The sequence below is a fragment of the Pseudomonas sp. Sample_23 genome (assembly GCF_004307595.1).
Taxonomy (GTDB): domain Bacteria; phylum Pseudomonadota; class Gammaproteobacteria; order Pseudomonadales; family Pseudomonadaceae; genus Aquipseudomonas; species Aquipseudomonas atacamensis.
The window spans coordinates 43081-58385 of sequence record NZ_RCNX01000012.1 but is presented as its reverse complement, the minus strand read 5'-3'; the positions used below and the strand labels follow the sequence as shown (position 1 = coordinate 58385).

Sequence of the window (15305 nt, the reverse complement as noted above, 5' to 3'; positions counted from 1 at the left end):
ACCTCCTTTGAAAAATGTGCGGCTATTCTAGCTTCATCTGCGCAGCGCCTGCCGGTTTACATGCCTTGCCCCACAGGTAGAATGGCGCCCTTCTCCCACCAGCCCGAGCGGATTTCATGGCGTTGCCGACCTTACGGATCATTGGTTTTATCATCGGCATCTTCCTGATCACCCTGGCTGTGGCCATGGTCGTGCCGATGGCCACGCTGGTGATTTTCGAGCGCACCAGCGACCTGCCATCGTTCCTCTGGGCGAGCATGATCACCTTTGTCGCCGGCCTCGCTCTGGTGATACCCGGTAGACCGGAACACATTCACCTGCGCCCGCGCGACATGTATCTGCTGACGGTCAGCAGCTGGCTGGTGGTGTGCATTTTCGCCGCGCTGCCGTTTCTGCTGACCCAGCACATCAGCTACACCGACTCGTTCTTCGAAAGCATGTCCGGCATCACCGCCACCGGCTCCACCGTGCTCAACGGCCTGGACAACATGTCGCCGGGAATTCTGATGTGGCGGTCGCTGCTGCACTGGATCGGCGGCATCGGCTTCATCGGCATGGCGGTAGCGATTCTGCCGCTGCTGCGCATCGGTGGCATGCGCCTGTTCCAGACCGAATCCTCGGACCGCTCGGAAAAGGTCATGCCGCGCTCGCACATGGTGGCGCGGCTGATCGTGGCGGCCTACGTCGGCATCACCATTCTCGGCAGCCTGGCGTTCTGGTGGGCCGGGATGAGCCCGTTCGATGCGATCAACCACGCGATGTCGGCGATTTCCACCGGTGGCTTCTCGACCTCCGACCAGTCGCTGGCCAAGTGGACGCAACCGGCAGTTCATTGGGTGGCGATTGTCATCATGATCCTCGGCAGCCTGCCGTTCACCCTCTACGTGGCGACGCTGCGCGGCAACCGCCGTGCGTTGATCAGGGATCAACAGGTGCAGGGTTTGCTGGCGATGTTGCTGGTGACCTGGCTGGTGCTCGGCACCTGGTACTGGTGGACCACCAAGCTGCATTGGCTGGAAGCGCTGCGGCATGTGGCGCTGAACGTGACCTCGGTAGTCACTACCACCGGTTTCGCCCTCGGCGACTACAGCCTGTGGGGCAACTTCTCGCTGATGCTGTTTTTCTACCTGGGTTTTGTCGGCGGTTGCTCAGGTTCGACGGCGGGCGGCATCAAGATTTTCCGTTTCCAGGTCGCCTATATCCTGCTCAAGGCCAACCTCAATCAGCTGATCCACCCGCGCGCGGTGATCAAGCAGAAGTACAACGGTCACCGCCTCGACGAAGAAATTGTCCGTTCGATCCTGACCTTCTCGTTCTTCTTCGCCATCACCATCTGCGTAATCGCCCTGCTGCTGTCGCTGCTCGGGGTCGACTGGATGACCGCGCTGACCGGCGCCGCCAGCACCGTGTCCGGCGTCGGCCCGGGTCTGGGCGAAACCATCGGCCCGGCCGGCAACTTCGCCACCCTGCCGGATGCGGCGAAGTGGATTCTGTCGTTCGGCATGCTGCTCGGCCGACTGGAGATCATTACGGTGTTTGTGCTGTGTATTCCGGCGTTCTGGCGTCATTGACCGCGTCCGGCACCTGCGTCAGGCGCAAGCGGTACTCGCCGGGCGTGGTGTCGAACCAGCGGCGGAACGCGCGGAAGAAGTTGCTCGGGTCGGCAAAGCCCAGCAGGTAGGCGATTTCCAGCAAGGTCATGCTCGGTTGCGCCAGATATTGCTCGGCCAGCTCGCGCCGGGTGTCGTCGAGCAACTGCTGAAAACTGGTGCCCTCCTCCTGCAAGCGCCGCTGCAAAGTGCGTTGCGACAGGTGCAGCGTCTGCGCCACGGTGTCACGCTTGGGCTCGCCCTGGGGCAATAAACGACACAGCACCTGCCGTGCCCGGTGCGTCACGCGACTTTCGGAAAACCGCGCCAGATATTCCCCGGCAAAGCGATCATGCAACAGCGCCATGGCTTCGTTGGCGGTCGGCAGCGGCGCCTCCATATCGGCACGTTCGAAGATCAACGCATCGTAAGGCGCGTTGAACACCAGCGGTGCGTGAAAGGCTTCTTTATAAGGTTGCAGGTTTGTCGGCTGATCGCCCTGAACCAACACTTTGACCGGGTGCAGCGGGCGCCCGGTCAGCCAGCCGCACAGCGCCAACGCGCAGGCCAGTGACGCTTCGGCACTCTGCCGGGTCGGCGGCAGATGATCGCCATGCACGGTGAGAATCAGCGCGTAACCTTCGTCGAGCAGGCGAAAACTCAGGTCAGCGCTTTCGGCAATGATGCGTTGATAGCGCACCAGACGCTGGAAGCCTTCAGCCAGGGTATTGCTCGACATCAGCGCGTAGCCGGCGACATGAAACGAGGCCGGGCGCACCACTTTGCCCATGTTCAGGCCGATCGCCGGGTTGCCGGACACCTCGACCGCGCGCTGCCAGAGCCGGGTCATGGAATCCTGCGGGAAACGCGCATCCGGATCTTCCAGGGCAGTGAAATCCAGCCCCAGTTGCTTGAACAGAACCCGGCAATCCAGGCCGTCCATCTCCAGTGCTTTGACAATCCCCATCGCCCAGCTTGCAGAAGTCGTTCGTTCGCTCATGGTTGTTATTCTTTTACATGACGGGCTGCAGATAACCGCCCTATTTGCGAAGGATACTAAAGTGGCGCCGATTGTCACTGGCCCACGCCAATGATCACTCTAGACTCAAATAAGCTCCTCGCCGAACAACTTGTCGCCAGAACAATCACCACAGAGAGCGCGGTCGTGGAAAACATCAAGCAGTTCAACAGCTTCGCCGAGTTCTATCCGTATTACCTCGCCGAACACAGCAACAGCACCTGCCGTCGTCTGCATTTCATCGGCACTTCTCTGGTCATCTTCATCCTCGCCCTGAGCATCGCCAAAGGCGCCTGGCTGCTGTTGCTGGCATTGCCTGTGGCCGGTTACAGCTTCGCCTGGATCGGCCATTTCTTTTTCGAGAAAAACCGCCCGGCGACGTTTCAGCATCCGCTGTACAGCCTGCTCGGCGATTTCGTCATGTACCGCGACATGATTCTCGGTCGCGTGGCGTTCTGAATGAGGGTCTGCCAATGAATGCCCATGCTCGCTTCACCCATATGAAGGACGGCACCGAGGAAGACTGGGCGATCATCGCCGCCGATTTCAGTGCCTATGCCAGACAGCTACCGTCGCGGATCCTCGCGCATTTGAAGCTGCTTGAAGGCGACTTTGGTGGTTTCCCGGTGGATCGCCTGACCCACTCGTTGCAAACCGCGACCCGCGCCTTTCGCGACGGGCGTGACGAGGAATACGTGGTCTGCGCACTGTTGCACGACATTGGCGACACCCTCGGCTCCTACAATCATCCGGACATCGCCGCAGCGATTCTCAAGCCGTTCGTGAGTGCGGAGAATCTGTGGATGGTGGAGAAGCACGGGATCTTTCAGGGCTATTACTTCTTTCATCACCTGGGCATGGACCGGCACTTGCGCGAGCAATTCAAGGACCATCCGCAGTTCCACGCCACTGCCGAATTTTGCGCCAAGTACGACGCGGCGGCGTTTGATCCGGCGTACGACACGCTGCCGCTGAGTTTCTTCGAGCCGATGATGGAAAGGCTGTTTGCGCAGCCGAAGAACTCGATTTACAAGGCTGCGATGCAAGAACACAGCCCGGCCTGAGAACACATGTGGGAGCGAGCCTGCTCGCGAAAGCGCTGTATCAGGCACATAAGTTTTGTCTGACACTACGCCTTCGCGAGCAGGCTCGCTCCCACAGGGTTCTCTTTCGCTCAGGCGATTTCGGCAACTTTGGCAGCTTTCAATTGCGCCTCCCGCGCCTGGGCATCCGCCAGCCGATACAACTCGATCGTGCCGTCCCAATGCTCGATCAACGCGGTGCACGATTCGACCCAGTCGCCGCAATTGAGGTAGTCCACCTCCCCCACCTTGCGAATCTCGGCATGGTGGATATGCCCGCACACCACGCCATGCAGTTCGCGCTTCACACACTCGTGGGCGATGGCTTCTTCAAAGTCGCTGATGAAACTCACCGCTGTCTTGACCTTGTGCTTCAGGTACGCCGACAGCGACCAGTAACCGTAGCCATAACGGGCTCGCCAGTGATTGAGCCAGCGGTTGAGGGTCAGGGTGAATTCATAGGCCGAGTCGCCGAGAAACGCCAGCCAGCGATGATAACGGGTGATCACATCGAACTGATCGCCGTGAATCACCAGCAAATGCCGGCCGTCCGCCGTAACGTGCACCGCTTCGTCGACCAACTGGATATTGCCCAGAATCAGTTTCGAATAGCGCCGCAGGAATTCGTCGTGGTTGCCGGTGACGTAGATTACCTCGGTGCCGCGCTTGCTCATGGTCAGCAGGCGGCGGATGACGTTGGTGTGGGCTTGCGGCCAGTACATGCCGCTGCGCAGTTTCCAGCCATCGATGATGTCACCGACCAGATAAACCTTGTCGGCGTGGTAGCCCTTGAGAAATTGCGACAAGTGCTCGGCCTGGCAATCCCGCGTGCCCAGGTGCACATCGGAGATCCACAGGGTTCGCACCCGTTGTTTGCGGCTGGGTCGGGCGAGCTCGGCGCTGGTCATGGGCAACCCTCTGCGATGTTTTCGCCAGCTTGCGCGCGCCCGGTTAATCGACCGTGACAAGCGTGAGTCAGTCGTGTGACAACGCATCCGGCGTACGGCGGTGTAGACTGACGGCCACCTCGGAGACAACCTGCCATGCGACCGATCCTCACCCTGCGCCAGTACACCCACGACCTGATTGTGCACAGCCACGAGCACGCGCAGTTGGTGTTCGGTCTGTCCGGTGCGCTGGATTTCGAGGTCGAGGGCTGTGGCAGCCAAGTGCGTCAGCAGAGTGTTGTGGTGGTTCCGTCCGGCGCTCATCATGCCTGCGACAGTCCCCAAGGCAGCAGCTGCCTGGTGCTCGACATCCCTGAAGGGCAATGGGTGCAGGACTCGCTGGGCGCGCACGCCGAGGCCTGTCGCCGCTTGCTCGATCATCCGGGGCGGCTGTCGCTGGACTCGGGGCAGAGCCAATTGGTCAACTGGCTGGCGAACAGTCCGGTCAGCGATCCGTTGATCGCGCAGCAAGGCGCAGTGTTGCTGCTGGCCAGTCTCAATCACGCGCAACCTGCCGAACTCCGCGCGCGTCGCCTGCCCTACGCCGCGCTGGATGCGCACATCGAGCAATACGCCGGCTATCCGCTGCAAGTCGCTGACCTGGCGCGCGTGGCCGGGTTGTCCAGCGCGCGCCTGCACGCACGGTTCATGGCCGAATGCGGACAGACGCCGATGGATTACATCCGCAGTCGACGCCTGCATCTCGCGGTGCAACTGCTGCGCGACACTGCATTGCCGATTGGTGAAGTAGCCAGTCGCGTCGGTTACAGCTCGCAAAGTGCGTTCTCGGCCGCAGTCCTACGTGAATTCGGCTCCTCGCCCGGACATCTTCGGCGCGATTCCTGCGACAAAAGACGATAGCCTGCCGACAGACTTGCAGGCCGAGACGCGGTTCAATGGCCCCATGAAGTTGAACCTGAAAAAAGGAATGCAATGACTCCGCGTACCGCCCTCGGCGCTCTGCATATTGGCGCTTTGATGTTCGGCCTGACCGGTGTGTTCGGCAAACTCGCTGCCGCATCCCCTGCTGTGATCGTCTTTGGACGTGCGGCTTTCGCCGTGCTCGCCCTGGCATTTTTCGCCCGTTTCGCCAGCCAGCATGGTTGGCAGAAACTTCAGGCCGTGGACTGGCGGCGCCTCGCCCTCAGCGGCGTGTTGCTGGCTGGGCACTGGGTGAGTTTTTTCGTATCGGTGAAGATCGCCGGGGTGGCCATCGCCACCTTGGGCTTTGCCAGTTTCCCGGCGTTTACGGTGATTCTCGAAGGACTGATTTTCCGCGAACGCATCCGTGCCAATGAAATCGTCCTGGTGGTATTGGTCAGCATCGGTCTGGTGCTGGTGACGCCCGCATTTGATCTGGGCAGCGGCGCCACCGTCGGCTTGCTTTGGGCCGTACTGTCCGGCCTGCTGTTTTCCCTGCTGTCGCTGACCAACCGCGCCAGTTCCGGGCGCATCCCGGCGGTGCAGGCGGCGTTGTGCCAGAACGTCGTCGTGGCGTTGTGTCTGTTGCCGGTCGCGGCGCCGCAGTTGAGTCAGGTCCGAGCGCTGGACTGGTTGTGGATCGCCCTGCTCGGAGTGTTCTGCACGGGCGTGGCGCACAGCCTGTTCGTCGCCAGTCTGGCGGTGATCAAGGCACGCACGGCGGCAGTGGTGTTCGCCATGGAGCCGGTCTACGGCATCACCATCGCCTGGCTGCTGTTCAGCGAAACCCCGACCCTGCGCATGCTCATCGGTGGCGCGTTGATCATCGTCGCGATTGTGGTGTCGGCGCGGATGTCAGGCTCGGCCGACAAGAAAACCGTCGCCGCCGAGGCCGCCTCTCACTGAGTGCGGTCGTTGTGTCCGAGGTCGCGGTCAGGATCGATCTGATCGCGCACTCGCTGTTTCAATACCTTGGCCTCAGGAAAACCACCGTCGGCCTTGCGCTCCCAGATCTGCACACCCGCACAAGTGATGTGAAACACCCCGCCGGTGCCCGGCACCAATGACACTTTGCCCAAGTCATCAGCGAAGGTGCTGAGCAGTTCCTGAGCCAGCCAGGCCGCGCGCAGCAGCCACTGGCATTGGGTGCAATAAGTGATGACAACTTCGGCTTTGACGACGGTCATGATCGCTGAAACTCCTGAGACAGAGGGCGCCGCTATAATAGCCGGCTTTACCGTTTGCCCCGAGACTCACAATGCGCCGTTTGCTGCTCTGCCTGCTGCTTGGTTTCCTTCCCCTGCTGGTTCTCGCCAGTGAGGCGCCACGACCGAAAGTCGGCCTGGTGCTGTCCGGCGGCGCTGCGCGCGGGCTGGCGCACATCGGCGTGCTCAAGGCGCTGGAAGAACAAGGCATCAGGATCGACGCGATTGCCGGCACCAGCATGGGCGCGGTGGTCGGTGGGCTGTACGCCTCGGGCTACAAGATCGATGAACTGGAAAAGCTCGCCCTGAGCATCGACTGGCAAGCGGCGCTGTCCGACGCGCCGCCGCGTGAGGACGTGCCATTTCGCCGCAAGCAGGACGACCGCGACTTTCTGGTGAAACAGAAACTGAGCTTTCGCGACGACGGCAGCCTCGGCCTGCCATTGGGGGTGATTCAGGGCCAGAACCTCGCACTGTTGCTGGAAAGCCTGTTGGCGCACACCAGCGACACCCGCGACTTCGACAAACTGCCGATCCCGTTTCGCGCCGTGACCACCGACATCGCCAATGGCGAAAAAGTGGTGTTCCGCAAAGGCCACCTGCCGCAAGTGATCCGCGCGAGCATGTCCATCCCCGCAGTGTTCGCCCCGGTCGAGCTTGATGGCCGGTTGTTGGTGGACGGCGGCATGACCGACAACATCCCGCTGGATGTCGCGCGGGAAATGGGCGTCGACATCGCCATCGTCGTCGATATCGGCACACCGCTGCGCAACCGCAAGCAGTTGACTACCGTGGTGGACGTGCTCAATCAGTCGATCACCTTGATGACCCGGCGCAACTCCGAAGAACAACTGGCGACGCTGCACGCCAATGACGTATTGATCCAGCCTGCGCTGGCCGCGTTCGGCGTGACCGATTTCGGCAAGGCTCAGGAGATGATCGACGCCGGTTACCGCGCCACGCGGATCCTCGATGCGCGGCTGGCGCAACTCAAGCCGACGGAAACCCAGGACGCGGAACTGAACGCCGCCCGCCAGCCGGGGCAGCGCACGCCGATCATTACCGCGATCCGCGTCGAAAATGACTCGAAAGTTGACGATGACGTAATTCGCTATTACATCCGCCAACCGATCGGCGCGCCGCTGGACCTGGGCCGCCTGCATTCGGACATGGGCACGCTGTACGGCCTCGATTACTTCGATCAAGTGCGTTACCGCGTCGTGCACAAACGCCAGGATCACACACTGGTCATCAGCGCCAGCGGCAAGCGCAGCGGTACCGATTATCTGCGGGTCGGCCTCAATCTGTCGGACGACATGCGCGGCGACAGCGCTTTCAACCTCGGCGCCAGTTACCGCGTCAACGGCATTAACCGCCTCGGCGCGGAATGGCTGACCCGCGCGCAGATCGGCGACAAGCAGGAGCTGTACAGCGAGTTCTATCAGCCGCTGGACGTCGGCTCGCGTTACTTCGTCGCACCCTACGGGTCGTTCGAGGCGCAGAACGTTGACTCGGTGCTGGATAACGATCCGATCGCCCAGTATCGCGTCGAGCGCTACGGCTTCGGCCTCAATCTTGGGCGGCAGATCGGCAACAACGGTGAAGTGCGACTCGGCGTCGGCCAGGCCTGGGGCAAGGCTGACGTGCGCATCGGTGATCAGGATCTGCCGAGCGAGAGTTTCAACGAAGGCTTCTATACCGTGAAGTATTCCTACGACTCGCTGGACAACGTCTACTTTCCGCACGAAGGCAAGGACGTCAGCCTGACGTTTGCCCAGTTCGAACCGGGCCTGGGTTCAGACAATCGCTATCGCCAATGGGAACTGAATTTCGACAAGGCCATGAGCCATGGGCCCGACACGCTGATTCTCGGCGGGCGCTACGGTCGGACGCTGGACGATGCCAATGTGGTGACCTCAAGCTTCCTGCTCGGCGGCGCGCGGCAGTTGTCGGGGTTCCGAGAGGATGCGCTGTCCGGGCAGAACGTCAGCCTGATGCGCGCCGTGTACTACCGCCGCCTGACGCCGCGCTCCTACCTGCCGCTGGACTTCCCGCTGTACGCCGGCGCCTCGCTGGAACGCGGTCGGGCGTGGAACAACGACAATGAATTCGACAGCGGCTACATCAATGCCGCGAGTGTGTTTATCGGCTTCGACACGCCACTGGGGCCGTTGAACTTCACGTATGGGTTGAATGATGCGGATGAGCAGGCGGTTTATCTGAATCTAGGGCAGACGTTCTGACGCCTTCGCGAGCAGGCTCGCTCCCACAGGGAAAGCACATTCCATTGTGGGAGCGAGCCTGCTCGCGAAAGCGGTCTCGGATGAACACGAAATACGTCGGCGCTCAGCGAATCCCCGCCAACAACGTCCTTGCTGTCTGCTTCAACGGCTCATCCCCTTCCCTGAGCAATTCATTGAGCAGCGCGATTGCACTGTCGATGTCGCCGTCGTCGATGCAGGTTTGTGCCTGTTCGAGCTTGCCGGCGGCCTCGGTGTCAGTGTCGGTGGACTCGGGTAATTGCAGATCCAGTGGTTCCAGCACCAGCGACGGCTCGGGATCGCCGAACTCATTGAGAAAGTCATCGTCGAGCGGCTGGGCGTCGGGTTCGGGGATCCATTCGAGTTCGGCTTCTTCGGCAGATGCAGCCTGTGGCAGTTCGAAATCGACAGGTAACACCGACAGGCTGGTGCCCAGCGCCGGATCATCGACCGGCGGTGACGCGGCATCAGTGCGGCTGTCGTTCAGATCCCAATTTGAATCCATCGACAGCTCGCCCAGATTCAATTCGAAATCATCCTCGAGAGCGCTGGGCGACGCTGCAAGCGGCGCGGCTGCGGTCGCTGCCGAGGCCACGGGCAGTTCGGGCGCGATTGGCGTTGCTGCAAATGCCGCCGGTGCGGCGCCTGCCAGTTTTGGATGGCGAGCGCGGATTTCGATCAGTTCGCGGTCATCGACGCCAAGCGCACGCAGGCGGTTTTCCTGCTGTTCAAAAGCGCCGCTGTCACCCTGGCGCCCAAGAACCTCCAGCAACTGCAGACCAAGATCAGTGCGCTCAGGCTCCTTGTGCAAGGCATCGCGCAGCAGCCCGGCGGCTTCGCTGAGTCGGCCGTAGGCCAGATAGATGCCCACAGCCTCCAGCACGTCGCCGGCACCGGGCTCGTCGCGATGATCCGCAGCCGCGTGCGCACCGACAGATTGTTGAAGCTCGGGCTCGTCGACGTCTTCTTCGGCGCTCACGGGCAATAGCGGCAGCGGCCTGCCGTCTGCTGTCGAACGTTGCTGACGGCGACGTATGAGCAACGCTGCCAGCACGCCCAGCAGCAATAGAAGTCCGCCGAGCAGCGGCCAGTTCACGCCATCGTCTGCCGCCTCGACCGGGGCTGAAACAGCGGCCGAAACCGGAGCGACCACGGGCGGTGGCGGTGCTTTCTGCACTTCGGCCAGACGGGTTTGCAACTCCTCGATCTGCTTCTTGCCGTCGGCTATTTGCACTTGCTGCTCTTGCAGCCTGAGGTTCTGTTCGTCGAGGGTCTTTTGCAGTTGCTGGGTGAGCAGCACGCTGGCGGCCAGTTGCTCGGCCTGCGCATCGTTCGCAGGTGCCGCCGGCGTTGGCGGCACAGGCGCCGCAGTGCGTTTGCCCTGGGCAGCCTGGGGCGGTGCGGTAACCGGTTCGACGGTTGGAAATTCAGAGGATTGCGGGCGCGGATCCGGCTCGTCGGTGGCGGGCACGATGCCCGGCGAACCCGGCGGGTCGATCAGCACCGTGTACTCGCGCAGCAGACGGCCGTTGGGCTGATCGAGCTGCACGAGGAAATTCAGGAAAGGTTCGTTGACCGGTTTGCCGGACGTCACCCGGATCATCTGGCGGCTGCCGCGCAGGATCGGAGTGAACTTGAGGTCATTGAGAAAGAACACCCGCTCGACGCCCGCCCGGCCGAACTCATCCGCCGAAGCCAGGCTGGCCGAGAGATCGTTTTGCGTCAACGTGCCGACATCGACCAGCGCGATGTCGGCCTTGAACGGCTGATTGAGGGCTGAGTGAACAGTGATTTCGCCCAACCCCAACGCCATCGACCAGGTCGAATAGCTGAATACACCAGCGAGCAGCAGCCATTTGGCGCCCCCGCGCAGCACGTGCCGACTTGCGAGCATGAGCATCCCTTAAATAAGCAAAACCGGTTTCTATGCGTTCGCACATCCGGTACGAACACGATATTGCCCAGTAGTTCTTATAGTCGGCTCAGCGCGATCTCTCAAAAAATCACTGGCGGGATGTGCCTCAAGATTTTTCCAGGTTGGCCAGAATGTGCCCGTGTACGCGCATACACACCTTCAAATCCGCCTCGTCGACGCCCTCGAACAATTCGTGGCGCAGCTGCGTGGCAATGGTTTCGATTTGTTCGATCAAGGGCAAGGCAGGTGCGCAGAGCACGATTTTTTTCGCCCGGCGGTCTTCCATTACGGACTGGCGTTGCACCAGTCCCTGGTTCTCCAGACTATCAAGCAAGCGCGCCAGGGTCGGGCCTTCGACGCCGACACTCTGCGCCAGTTCGCGTTGGGTCGGTGCCTCTTCAAAACGCGCCAGATGCAGCAGCACCAGCCAGCGCGCCTGCGACAGGCCCAGCCCGGCGAGACGACGATCCAGTTCGGCACGCCAGCCACGGGACATCTGGGCCAGTTGCATACCAAAGCGATGTTGATCGGTTAACGGCATAAAACACTCACGGTTAGACTGAAAATACGGAAAATCTAATTATTAGTCAGCTAAGCATGGGCGGCAGTTATAGGCAAGAGTCGCTCTGTACTGAATCGTTACAACTGCACGGGGCTTGGCGCATACGTCGTTTCACATCTCGAATTCAGACTGCAACGCCGCCCGCACGCAATACAGCACGCCTTCCGGCACACGCCCGGCGAACAGCTCGGCGACTTCAGCGACGGACGGCAACTCGCCCTCACCGTCGAGGAACGCGTCCTGCACTTCGCCCATCAACTCCTCAGGCAAGTCCAGCGCCTGCTCCAGCGACAATTGCTGCTTGCCGATGGCTTCGGCGAGCATGGCGTAGACGTTCTTCTCCGAGCACTGTAACTGCCCGGCGATCTGCAGCGGGGTCATGCCGGCGCGGGCCAGGGTGATCAGCTCGTGACGGACATCGGCGACCACCTTCGGCGCCTCCGCCTCGCCGCCGAGCACTTCGAGGAAGGCTTCACCGTAACGTTCCAGCTTGCGTGCGCCGACGCCGCTGACCCGGGCCATTTCCGCCAGAGACGTCGGCTGGCTGCGGAGCATTTCCAATAGCGTCGAGTCGGGGAAGATGACATATGGCGGCACGCCGTGTTCTTCGGCGAGCTTGCGCCGTAGTGCGCGCAACGCTTCCCACTGTTCGCGTTCTTCGCCGCGCACCAGTTGGCTGGCCTGGCTCTTGCTGCCGGTTTTGGCGGTGACTTGCGGTTTCAGGTCGCGGCGCAGTTCCAGTTTCACTTCGCCTTTGAGCAAAGGCCGGCAACTGTCATTCAAGCGCAGACCGCCATAACCCTCGTGGTCGACATCGGCCAACCCACGCGCCACCAGTTGGCGGAACAGCGAGCGCCACTCGCTCTCGCTCAACGCCTTGCCAACGCCGAACACCGACAAATGCTGATGGCCGAAGCTGCGCACCTTTTCGTTGTCCTTGCCCAGCAACACGTCGACCAGATGACCGACGCCATAGCGCTGGCCGGTGCGGAAAATCGCCGACAAGGCCTGACGTGCAGGCTCGGTGGCGTCCCAGGTCTGCACGCCGTCGACACAGTTGTCGCAATGCCCGCACGGTTCGGGCATGTCTTCGTCGAAATAGGCCAGTAACGCCTGGCGGCGGCAGCGGGTTTCTTCGCACAGCGAGAGCATGGCGTCGAGCTTGTGCTGCTCCAGACGCTTGTGCCGCTCGTCGCCTTCGGAGTTCTGCAGCATCTGCTTGAGCATCACCACGTCTTGCAGACCGTAAGCCATCCACGCATCCGCCGGCAGCCCGTCACGGCCGCCGCGCCCGGTTTCCTGGTAATACGCTTCGAGGGATTTAGGCAGATCAAGGTGCGCGACAAAGCGTACGTTGGGCTTGTCGATGCCCATGCCGAACGCCACGGTCGCAACCATGATCAGGCCTTCCTCATTGAGGAAGCGCTTCTGGTGATAGGCGCGCAGATCGTTGGGCAGACCGGCGTGATACGGCAGCGCCGGAAAACCCTGTTCGCTGAGGAACGCCGCAACTTCTTCAACCTTCTTGCGCGACAGGCAATAAACGATGCCTGCATCGCTGCGCCGTTCGGCGAGGAAGGCCAGTAACTGCTTGCGCGGCTGCTCTTTCGGGACGATGCGGTAAAAAATATTCGGACGGTCGAAGCTCGACAGGAAGCGCTCGGCATTCTGCAGGTGCAGGCGATCGACAATTTCTTCGCGGGTGCGCTTGTCGGCGGTCGCGGTGAGGGCAATGCGCGGAACGTTGGGAAACAGCTCTGCCAATTGACCCAGTTGCAGGTATTCGCGGCGGAAATCGTGGCCCCATTGCGATACGCAATGCGCTTCGTCGATGGCGAACAAAGCGATTTCCAGGCTTTGCAGGAACGCCAGCATGCGCGGCTGCACCAAGCGCTCGGGCGCCAAATAGAGCATTTTCACTTCGCCGCGTTTGATCCGCAGAGCGAGGTCGCGCTGCTGCTCGGCACTCAGCGTGGAGTTCAGCGCAGCGGCGGCCACGCCCAGTTCTTCGAGGGTGGCGACCTGATCGTCCATCAGTGCGATCAGCGGTGATACCACTACCGCCAGACCTTCACGCAACAGCGCTGGCACCTGGAAGCACAACGACTTGCCGCCACCAGTAGGCATCAGCACCAGCGCATCACCGCCGCTGGCCACGCGCTCAATGATCGCACCCTGACGGCCACGGAAACTGTCGTAGCCGAAGATGTCCTTGAGGACGCGTTGAGCCTGTTCGAGCATAAAAACTCCAAAAATCTACCGATACATCCCTGCTCAGGCTGGTTCAGAGCAGCCTCGGCTGCTTAAACAAAACGTAAGAACACATTGCATGACCAGCGCAGCGCCGGCAGGGATCGCAAAACGCGGCAGTATACCCGAGGCCTTCGCCGCAGAGGGTGCCGCTGAGAAGACACTGATAAACCTGCCACACACAAAACCCTGTGGGAGCGAGCCTGCTCGCGAAAGCGACCTGTCAGTCGATAGAAAAGTGCCTGATACAGCGCCTTCGCGAGCAGGCTCGCTCCCACAGGGTTATTCATCTTTCCAGTGAGGCCGGTAATTCGGGCAAATCTGCCAAGCGGCTGGCTAGAGCGCGCAAGAAGGCCTAGAATTCCCGCATTGTTTATTCCCCAAGGTAGCCCCGTAATGTCCTTCGCTGAGCAACTGACCCGCCTGCAAGTCTTCCTCGACGCCGACGAGCTGCACGACGAGGCGCTGGATTACGTCGCCGCCCACGGTTACCTGACCGCGCTGTCGATCTGCTCCGAAGACGTTCCGGAGCGCGAGTGGATCGACGCGCTGTTCGCCGAAGAGCCGCATTACACCGACGAAGCCCAGCGTGCCGAAATCGAAGCCACGCTGATCGGCCTCAAGGCGCACATCGCTCGCCAACTGGCCTCGGATGAAGAATTCGAACTGCCGTGCGAACTGGATCTGGGCGAAGAGCCGGACGACTCCGAACTGCGCGGCTGGTGCATCGGCTTCATGGAGGGCGTGTTCCTGCGCGAAGCGGCCTGGTTCGAAACCGCCGAAGAAGAAGTCAGCGAAATGCTCCTGCCGATCATGGTCGGTTCCGGCCTGTTCGACGAGCAGCCTGAATTCGAAGACATCGCCAAGGACGCCAACCTGATGGACGACATGATCGTTCAGATCCCGGAAGCCCTGACCGCGCTGTACCTGCTGTGCCAGGCCCCCGACGAAAAACCGGCGATCCTCAAGCCTCGTCACCACTAAGACCCGGCCTATGGACAACCCCATAGGCAACCGCCCCCTGATGTTGCGCTACGTCCTGCTGGCCATCGGCTGGCTCAGCGTGGCATTGGGGGTGATCGGCATCTTCCTGCCGGTCCTGCCCACCACCCCCTTCCTCCTGCTCGCCGCAGCCTGCTTCGCGCGCAGCTCTCCACGCTTCTATCGCTGGCTGGTCGAACATCCACGACTGGGGCCCTGGATTCGCGACTACCTCGAAGGCAACGGCATCCCGCTCAAAGGCAAGGTCTACGCGATCGGCCTGATGTGGGTGAGCATCCTGTTCTCGTGCTATCTGGTGCCGCTGGTTTGGGCGCGGGGGTTCATGTTGACCAGTGCGGTGCTGGTGACGGTTTATATTTTGCGGCAGAAGACGTTGCGTAAAACTTGATACCTCCCAGTTGATCATGCTTGGCGAACTGGCAGTGAGTCGGGTGCTGGATAATCTGGAGTTGCCGGGGTGATGTTGGTCTGCTGAGTTACTTGGTGATCAACCCGGCCTCTTCGCGAGCAAGCTCGCTCCCACAATTGATCCTGGTCGGACACATATTCTGCA

14 protein-coding genes are annotated in these 15305 nt (G+C 61.3%); 8 read left to right on the top strand and 6 right to left on the bottom strand.

Features of this window, described 5'->3' with window-relative positions:
* Positions 1–116 precede the first annotated feature (116 nt).
* Positions 117–1571: a TrkH family potassium uptake protein gene (locus tag D8U82_RS02970; RefSeq protein ID WP_024012066.1), complete on the top strand. Its 1455-nt coding sequence runs from the start codon at positions 117–119 to the stop codon at positions 1569–1571.
* On the opposite strand, the gene D8U82_RS02965 is transcribed toward D8U82_RS02970, so the two are convergent.
* Positions 1528–2589: an AraC family transcriptional regulator gene (locus D8U82_RS02965; protein WP_201278847.1), complete on the bottom strand. Its 1062-nt coding sequence runs from the start codon at positions 2587–2589 to the stop codon at positions 1528–1530. The two genes, D8U82_RS02970 and D8U82_RS02965, sit on opposite strands and share 44 nt — an antisense overlap.
* A 165-nt stretch (positions 2590–2754) precedes the next feature.
* Here D8U82_RS02965 and D8U82_RS02960 point away from each other — a divergent pair, with 165 nt between their 5' ends.
* Together D8U82_RS02960 and D8U82_RS02955 are read left to right on the top strand one after the other, a co-directional pair.
* Positions 2755–3066: a DUF962 domain-containing protein gene (locus tag D8U82_RS02960; protein ID WP_122611674.1), complete on the top strand. Its 312-nt coding sequence runs from the start codon at positions 2755–2757 to the stop codon at positions 3064–3066.
* 14 nt (positions 3067–3080) lie between these two features.
* On the top strand, positions 3081–3671 hold the full coding sequence (locus D8U82_RS02955) for an HD domain-containing protein (RefSeq protein ID WP_056783723.1): 591 nt from the start codon (positions 3081–3083) through the stop codon (positions 3669–3671).
* Positions 3672–3781: 110 nt separating this feature from the next.
* On the opposite strand, the gene D8U82_RS02950 is transcribed toward D8U82_RS02955, so the two are convergent.
* Positions 3782–4597 carry a UDP-2,3-diacylglucosamine diphosphatase gene (locus D8U82_RS02950; RefSeq protein WP_071171397.1) on the bottom strand — a complete coding sequence of 272 codons (816 nt, stop codon included), beginning with the start codon at positions 4595–4597 and terminating at the stop codon, positions 3782–3784.
* A 135-nt stretch (positions 4598–4732) separates the two neighbouring features.
* On the opposite strand from D8U82_RS02950, the gene D8U82_RS02945 reads away from it, so the two are divergent.
* Positions 4733–5497 carry a helix-turn-helix domain-containing protein gene (locus D8U82_RS02945; RefSeq protein WP_130901631.1) on the top strand — a complete coding sequence of 255 codons (765 nt, stop codon included), beginning with the start codon at positions 4733–4735 and terminating at the stop codon, positions 5495–5497.
* Positions 5498–5569: 72 nt separating this feature from the next.
* Positions 5570–6463, top strand: a complete 894-nt coding sequence (locus tag D8U82_RS02940; protein WP_016771138.1) for a DMT family transporter — start codon at positions 5570–5572, stop codon at positions 6461–6463.
* Here D8U82_RS02940 and D8U82_RS02935 read toward each other — a convergent pair.
* A complete protein-coding gene (locus D8U82_RS02935) occupies positions 6457–6744 on the bottom strand; it encodes a SelT/SelW/SelH family protein (protein WP_130901630.1) in 288 nt (95 codons plus the stop codon). The genes D8U82_RS02940 and D8U82_RS02935 overlap by 7 nt on opposite strands.
* Before the next feature lie 71 nt (positions 6745–6815).
* On the opposite strand from D8U82_RS02935, the gene D8U82_RS02930 reads away from it, so the two are divergent.
* On the top strand, positions 6816–9005 hold the full coding sequence (locus tag D8U82_RS02930) for a patatin-like phospholipase family protein (protein ID WP_130901629.1): 2190 nt from the start codon (positions 6816–6818) through the stop codon (positions 9003–9005).
* 103 nt (positions 9006–9108) lie between these two features.
* Here D8U82_RS02930 and D8U82_RS02925 read toward each other — a convergent pair whose 3' ends face one another.
* The 3 genes from D8U82_RS02925 to recQ form a co-directional block, all read right to left on the bottom strand.
* A complete protein-coding gene (locus D8U82_RS02925) occupies positions 9109–10917 on the bottom strand; it encodes a FimV/HubP family polar landmark protein (RefSeq protein WP_130901628.1) in 1809 nt (602 codons plus the stop codon).
* 127 nt (positions 10918–11044) lie between these two features.
* Positions 11045–11479, bottom strand: coding sequence for a MarR family transcriptional regulator (locus tag D8U82_RS02920; RefSeq protein WP_016771142.1), 435 nt, complete (start codon positions 11477–11479; stop codon positions 11045–11047).
* Between the two features lie 132 nt (positions 11480–11611).
* A complete protein-coding gene (gene recQ / locus D8U82_RS02915; RefSeq protein ID WP_024012058.1) occupies positions 11612–13741 on the bottom strand; it encodes a DNA helicase RecQ in 2130 nt (709 codons plus the stop codon).
* 405 nt (positions 13742–14146) lie between these two features.
* On the opposite strand from recQ, the gene D8U82_RS02910 reads away from it, so the two are divergent.
* Positions 14147–14734: a YecA family protein gene (locus tag D8U82_RS02910; RefSeq protein ID WP_016771143.1), complete on the top strand. Its 588-nt coding sequence runs from the start codon at positions 14147–14149 to the stop codon at positions 14732–14734.
* Between the two features lie 10 nt (positions 14735–14744).
* Positions 14745–15140, top strand: coding sequence for a YbaN family protein (locus tag D8U82_RS02905; RefSeq protein WP_024012057.1), 396 nt, complete (start codon positions 14745–14747; stop codon positions 15138–15140).
* Positions 15141–15305: the final 165 nt, after the last annotated feature.

Coding starts and splice junctions, on each gene's coding strand:
- D8U82_RS02905 (WP_024012057.1), top strand. CDS start 14,745: ATGGACAACCCCATAGGCAACCGCCCCCTGATGTTGCGCTACGTCCTG.
- D8U82_RS02945 (WP_130901631.1), top strand. CDS start 4,733: ATGCGACCGATCCTCACCCTGCGCCAGTACACCCACGACCTGATTGTG.
- D8U82_RS02930 (WP_130901629.1), top strand. CDS start 6,816: ATGCGCCGTTTGCTGCTCTGCCTGCTGCTTGGTTTCCTTCCCCTGCTG.
- D8U82_RS02925 (WP_130901628.1), bottom strand. CDS start 10,917: ATGCTCGCAAGTCGGCACGTGCTGCGCGGGGGCGCCAAATGGCTGCTG.
- D8U82_RS02940 (WP_016771138.1), top strand. CDS start 5,570: ATGACTCCGCGTACCGCCCTCGGCGCTCTGCATATTGGCGCTTTGATG.
- D8U82_RS02965 (WP_201278847.1), bottom strand. CDS start 2,589: ATGAGCGAACGAACGACTTCTGCAAGCTGGGCGATGGGGATTGTCAAA.
- D8U82_RS02955 (WP_056783723.1), top strand. CDS start 3,081: ATGAATGCCCATGCTCGCTTCACCCATATGAAGGACGGCACCGAGGAA.
- D8U82_RS02950 (WP_071171397.1), bottom strand. CDS start 4,597: ATGACCAGCGCCGAGCTCGCCCGACCCAGCCGCAAACAACGGGTGCGA.
- D8U82_RS02935 (WP_130901630.1), bottom strand. CDS start 6,744: ATGACCGTCGTCAAAGCCGAAGTTGTCATCACTTATTGCACCCAATGC.
- D8U82_RS02970 (WP_024012066.1), top strand. CDS start 117: ATGGCGTTGCCGACCTTACGGATCATTGGTTTTATCATCGGCATCTTC.
- D8U82_RS02910 (WP_016771143.1), top strand. CDS start 14,147: ATGTCCTTCGCTGAGCAACTGACCCGCCTGCAAGTCTTCCTCGACGCC.
- D8U82_RS02920 (WP_016771142.1), bottom strand. CDS start 11,479: ATGCCGTTAACCGATCAACATCGCTTTGGTATGCAACTGGCCCAGATG.
- recQ (WP_024012058.1), bottom strand. CDS start 13,741: ATGCTCGAACAGGCTCAACGCGTCCTCAAGGACATCTTCGGCTACGAC.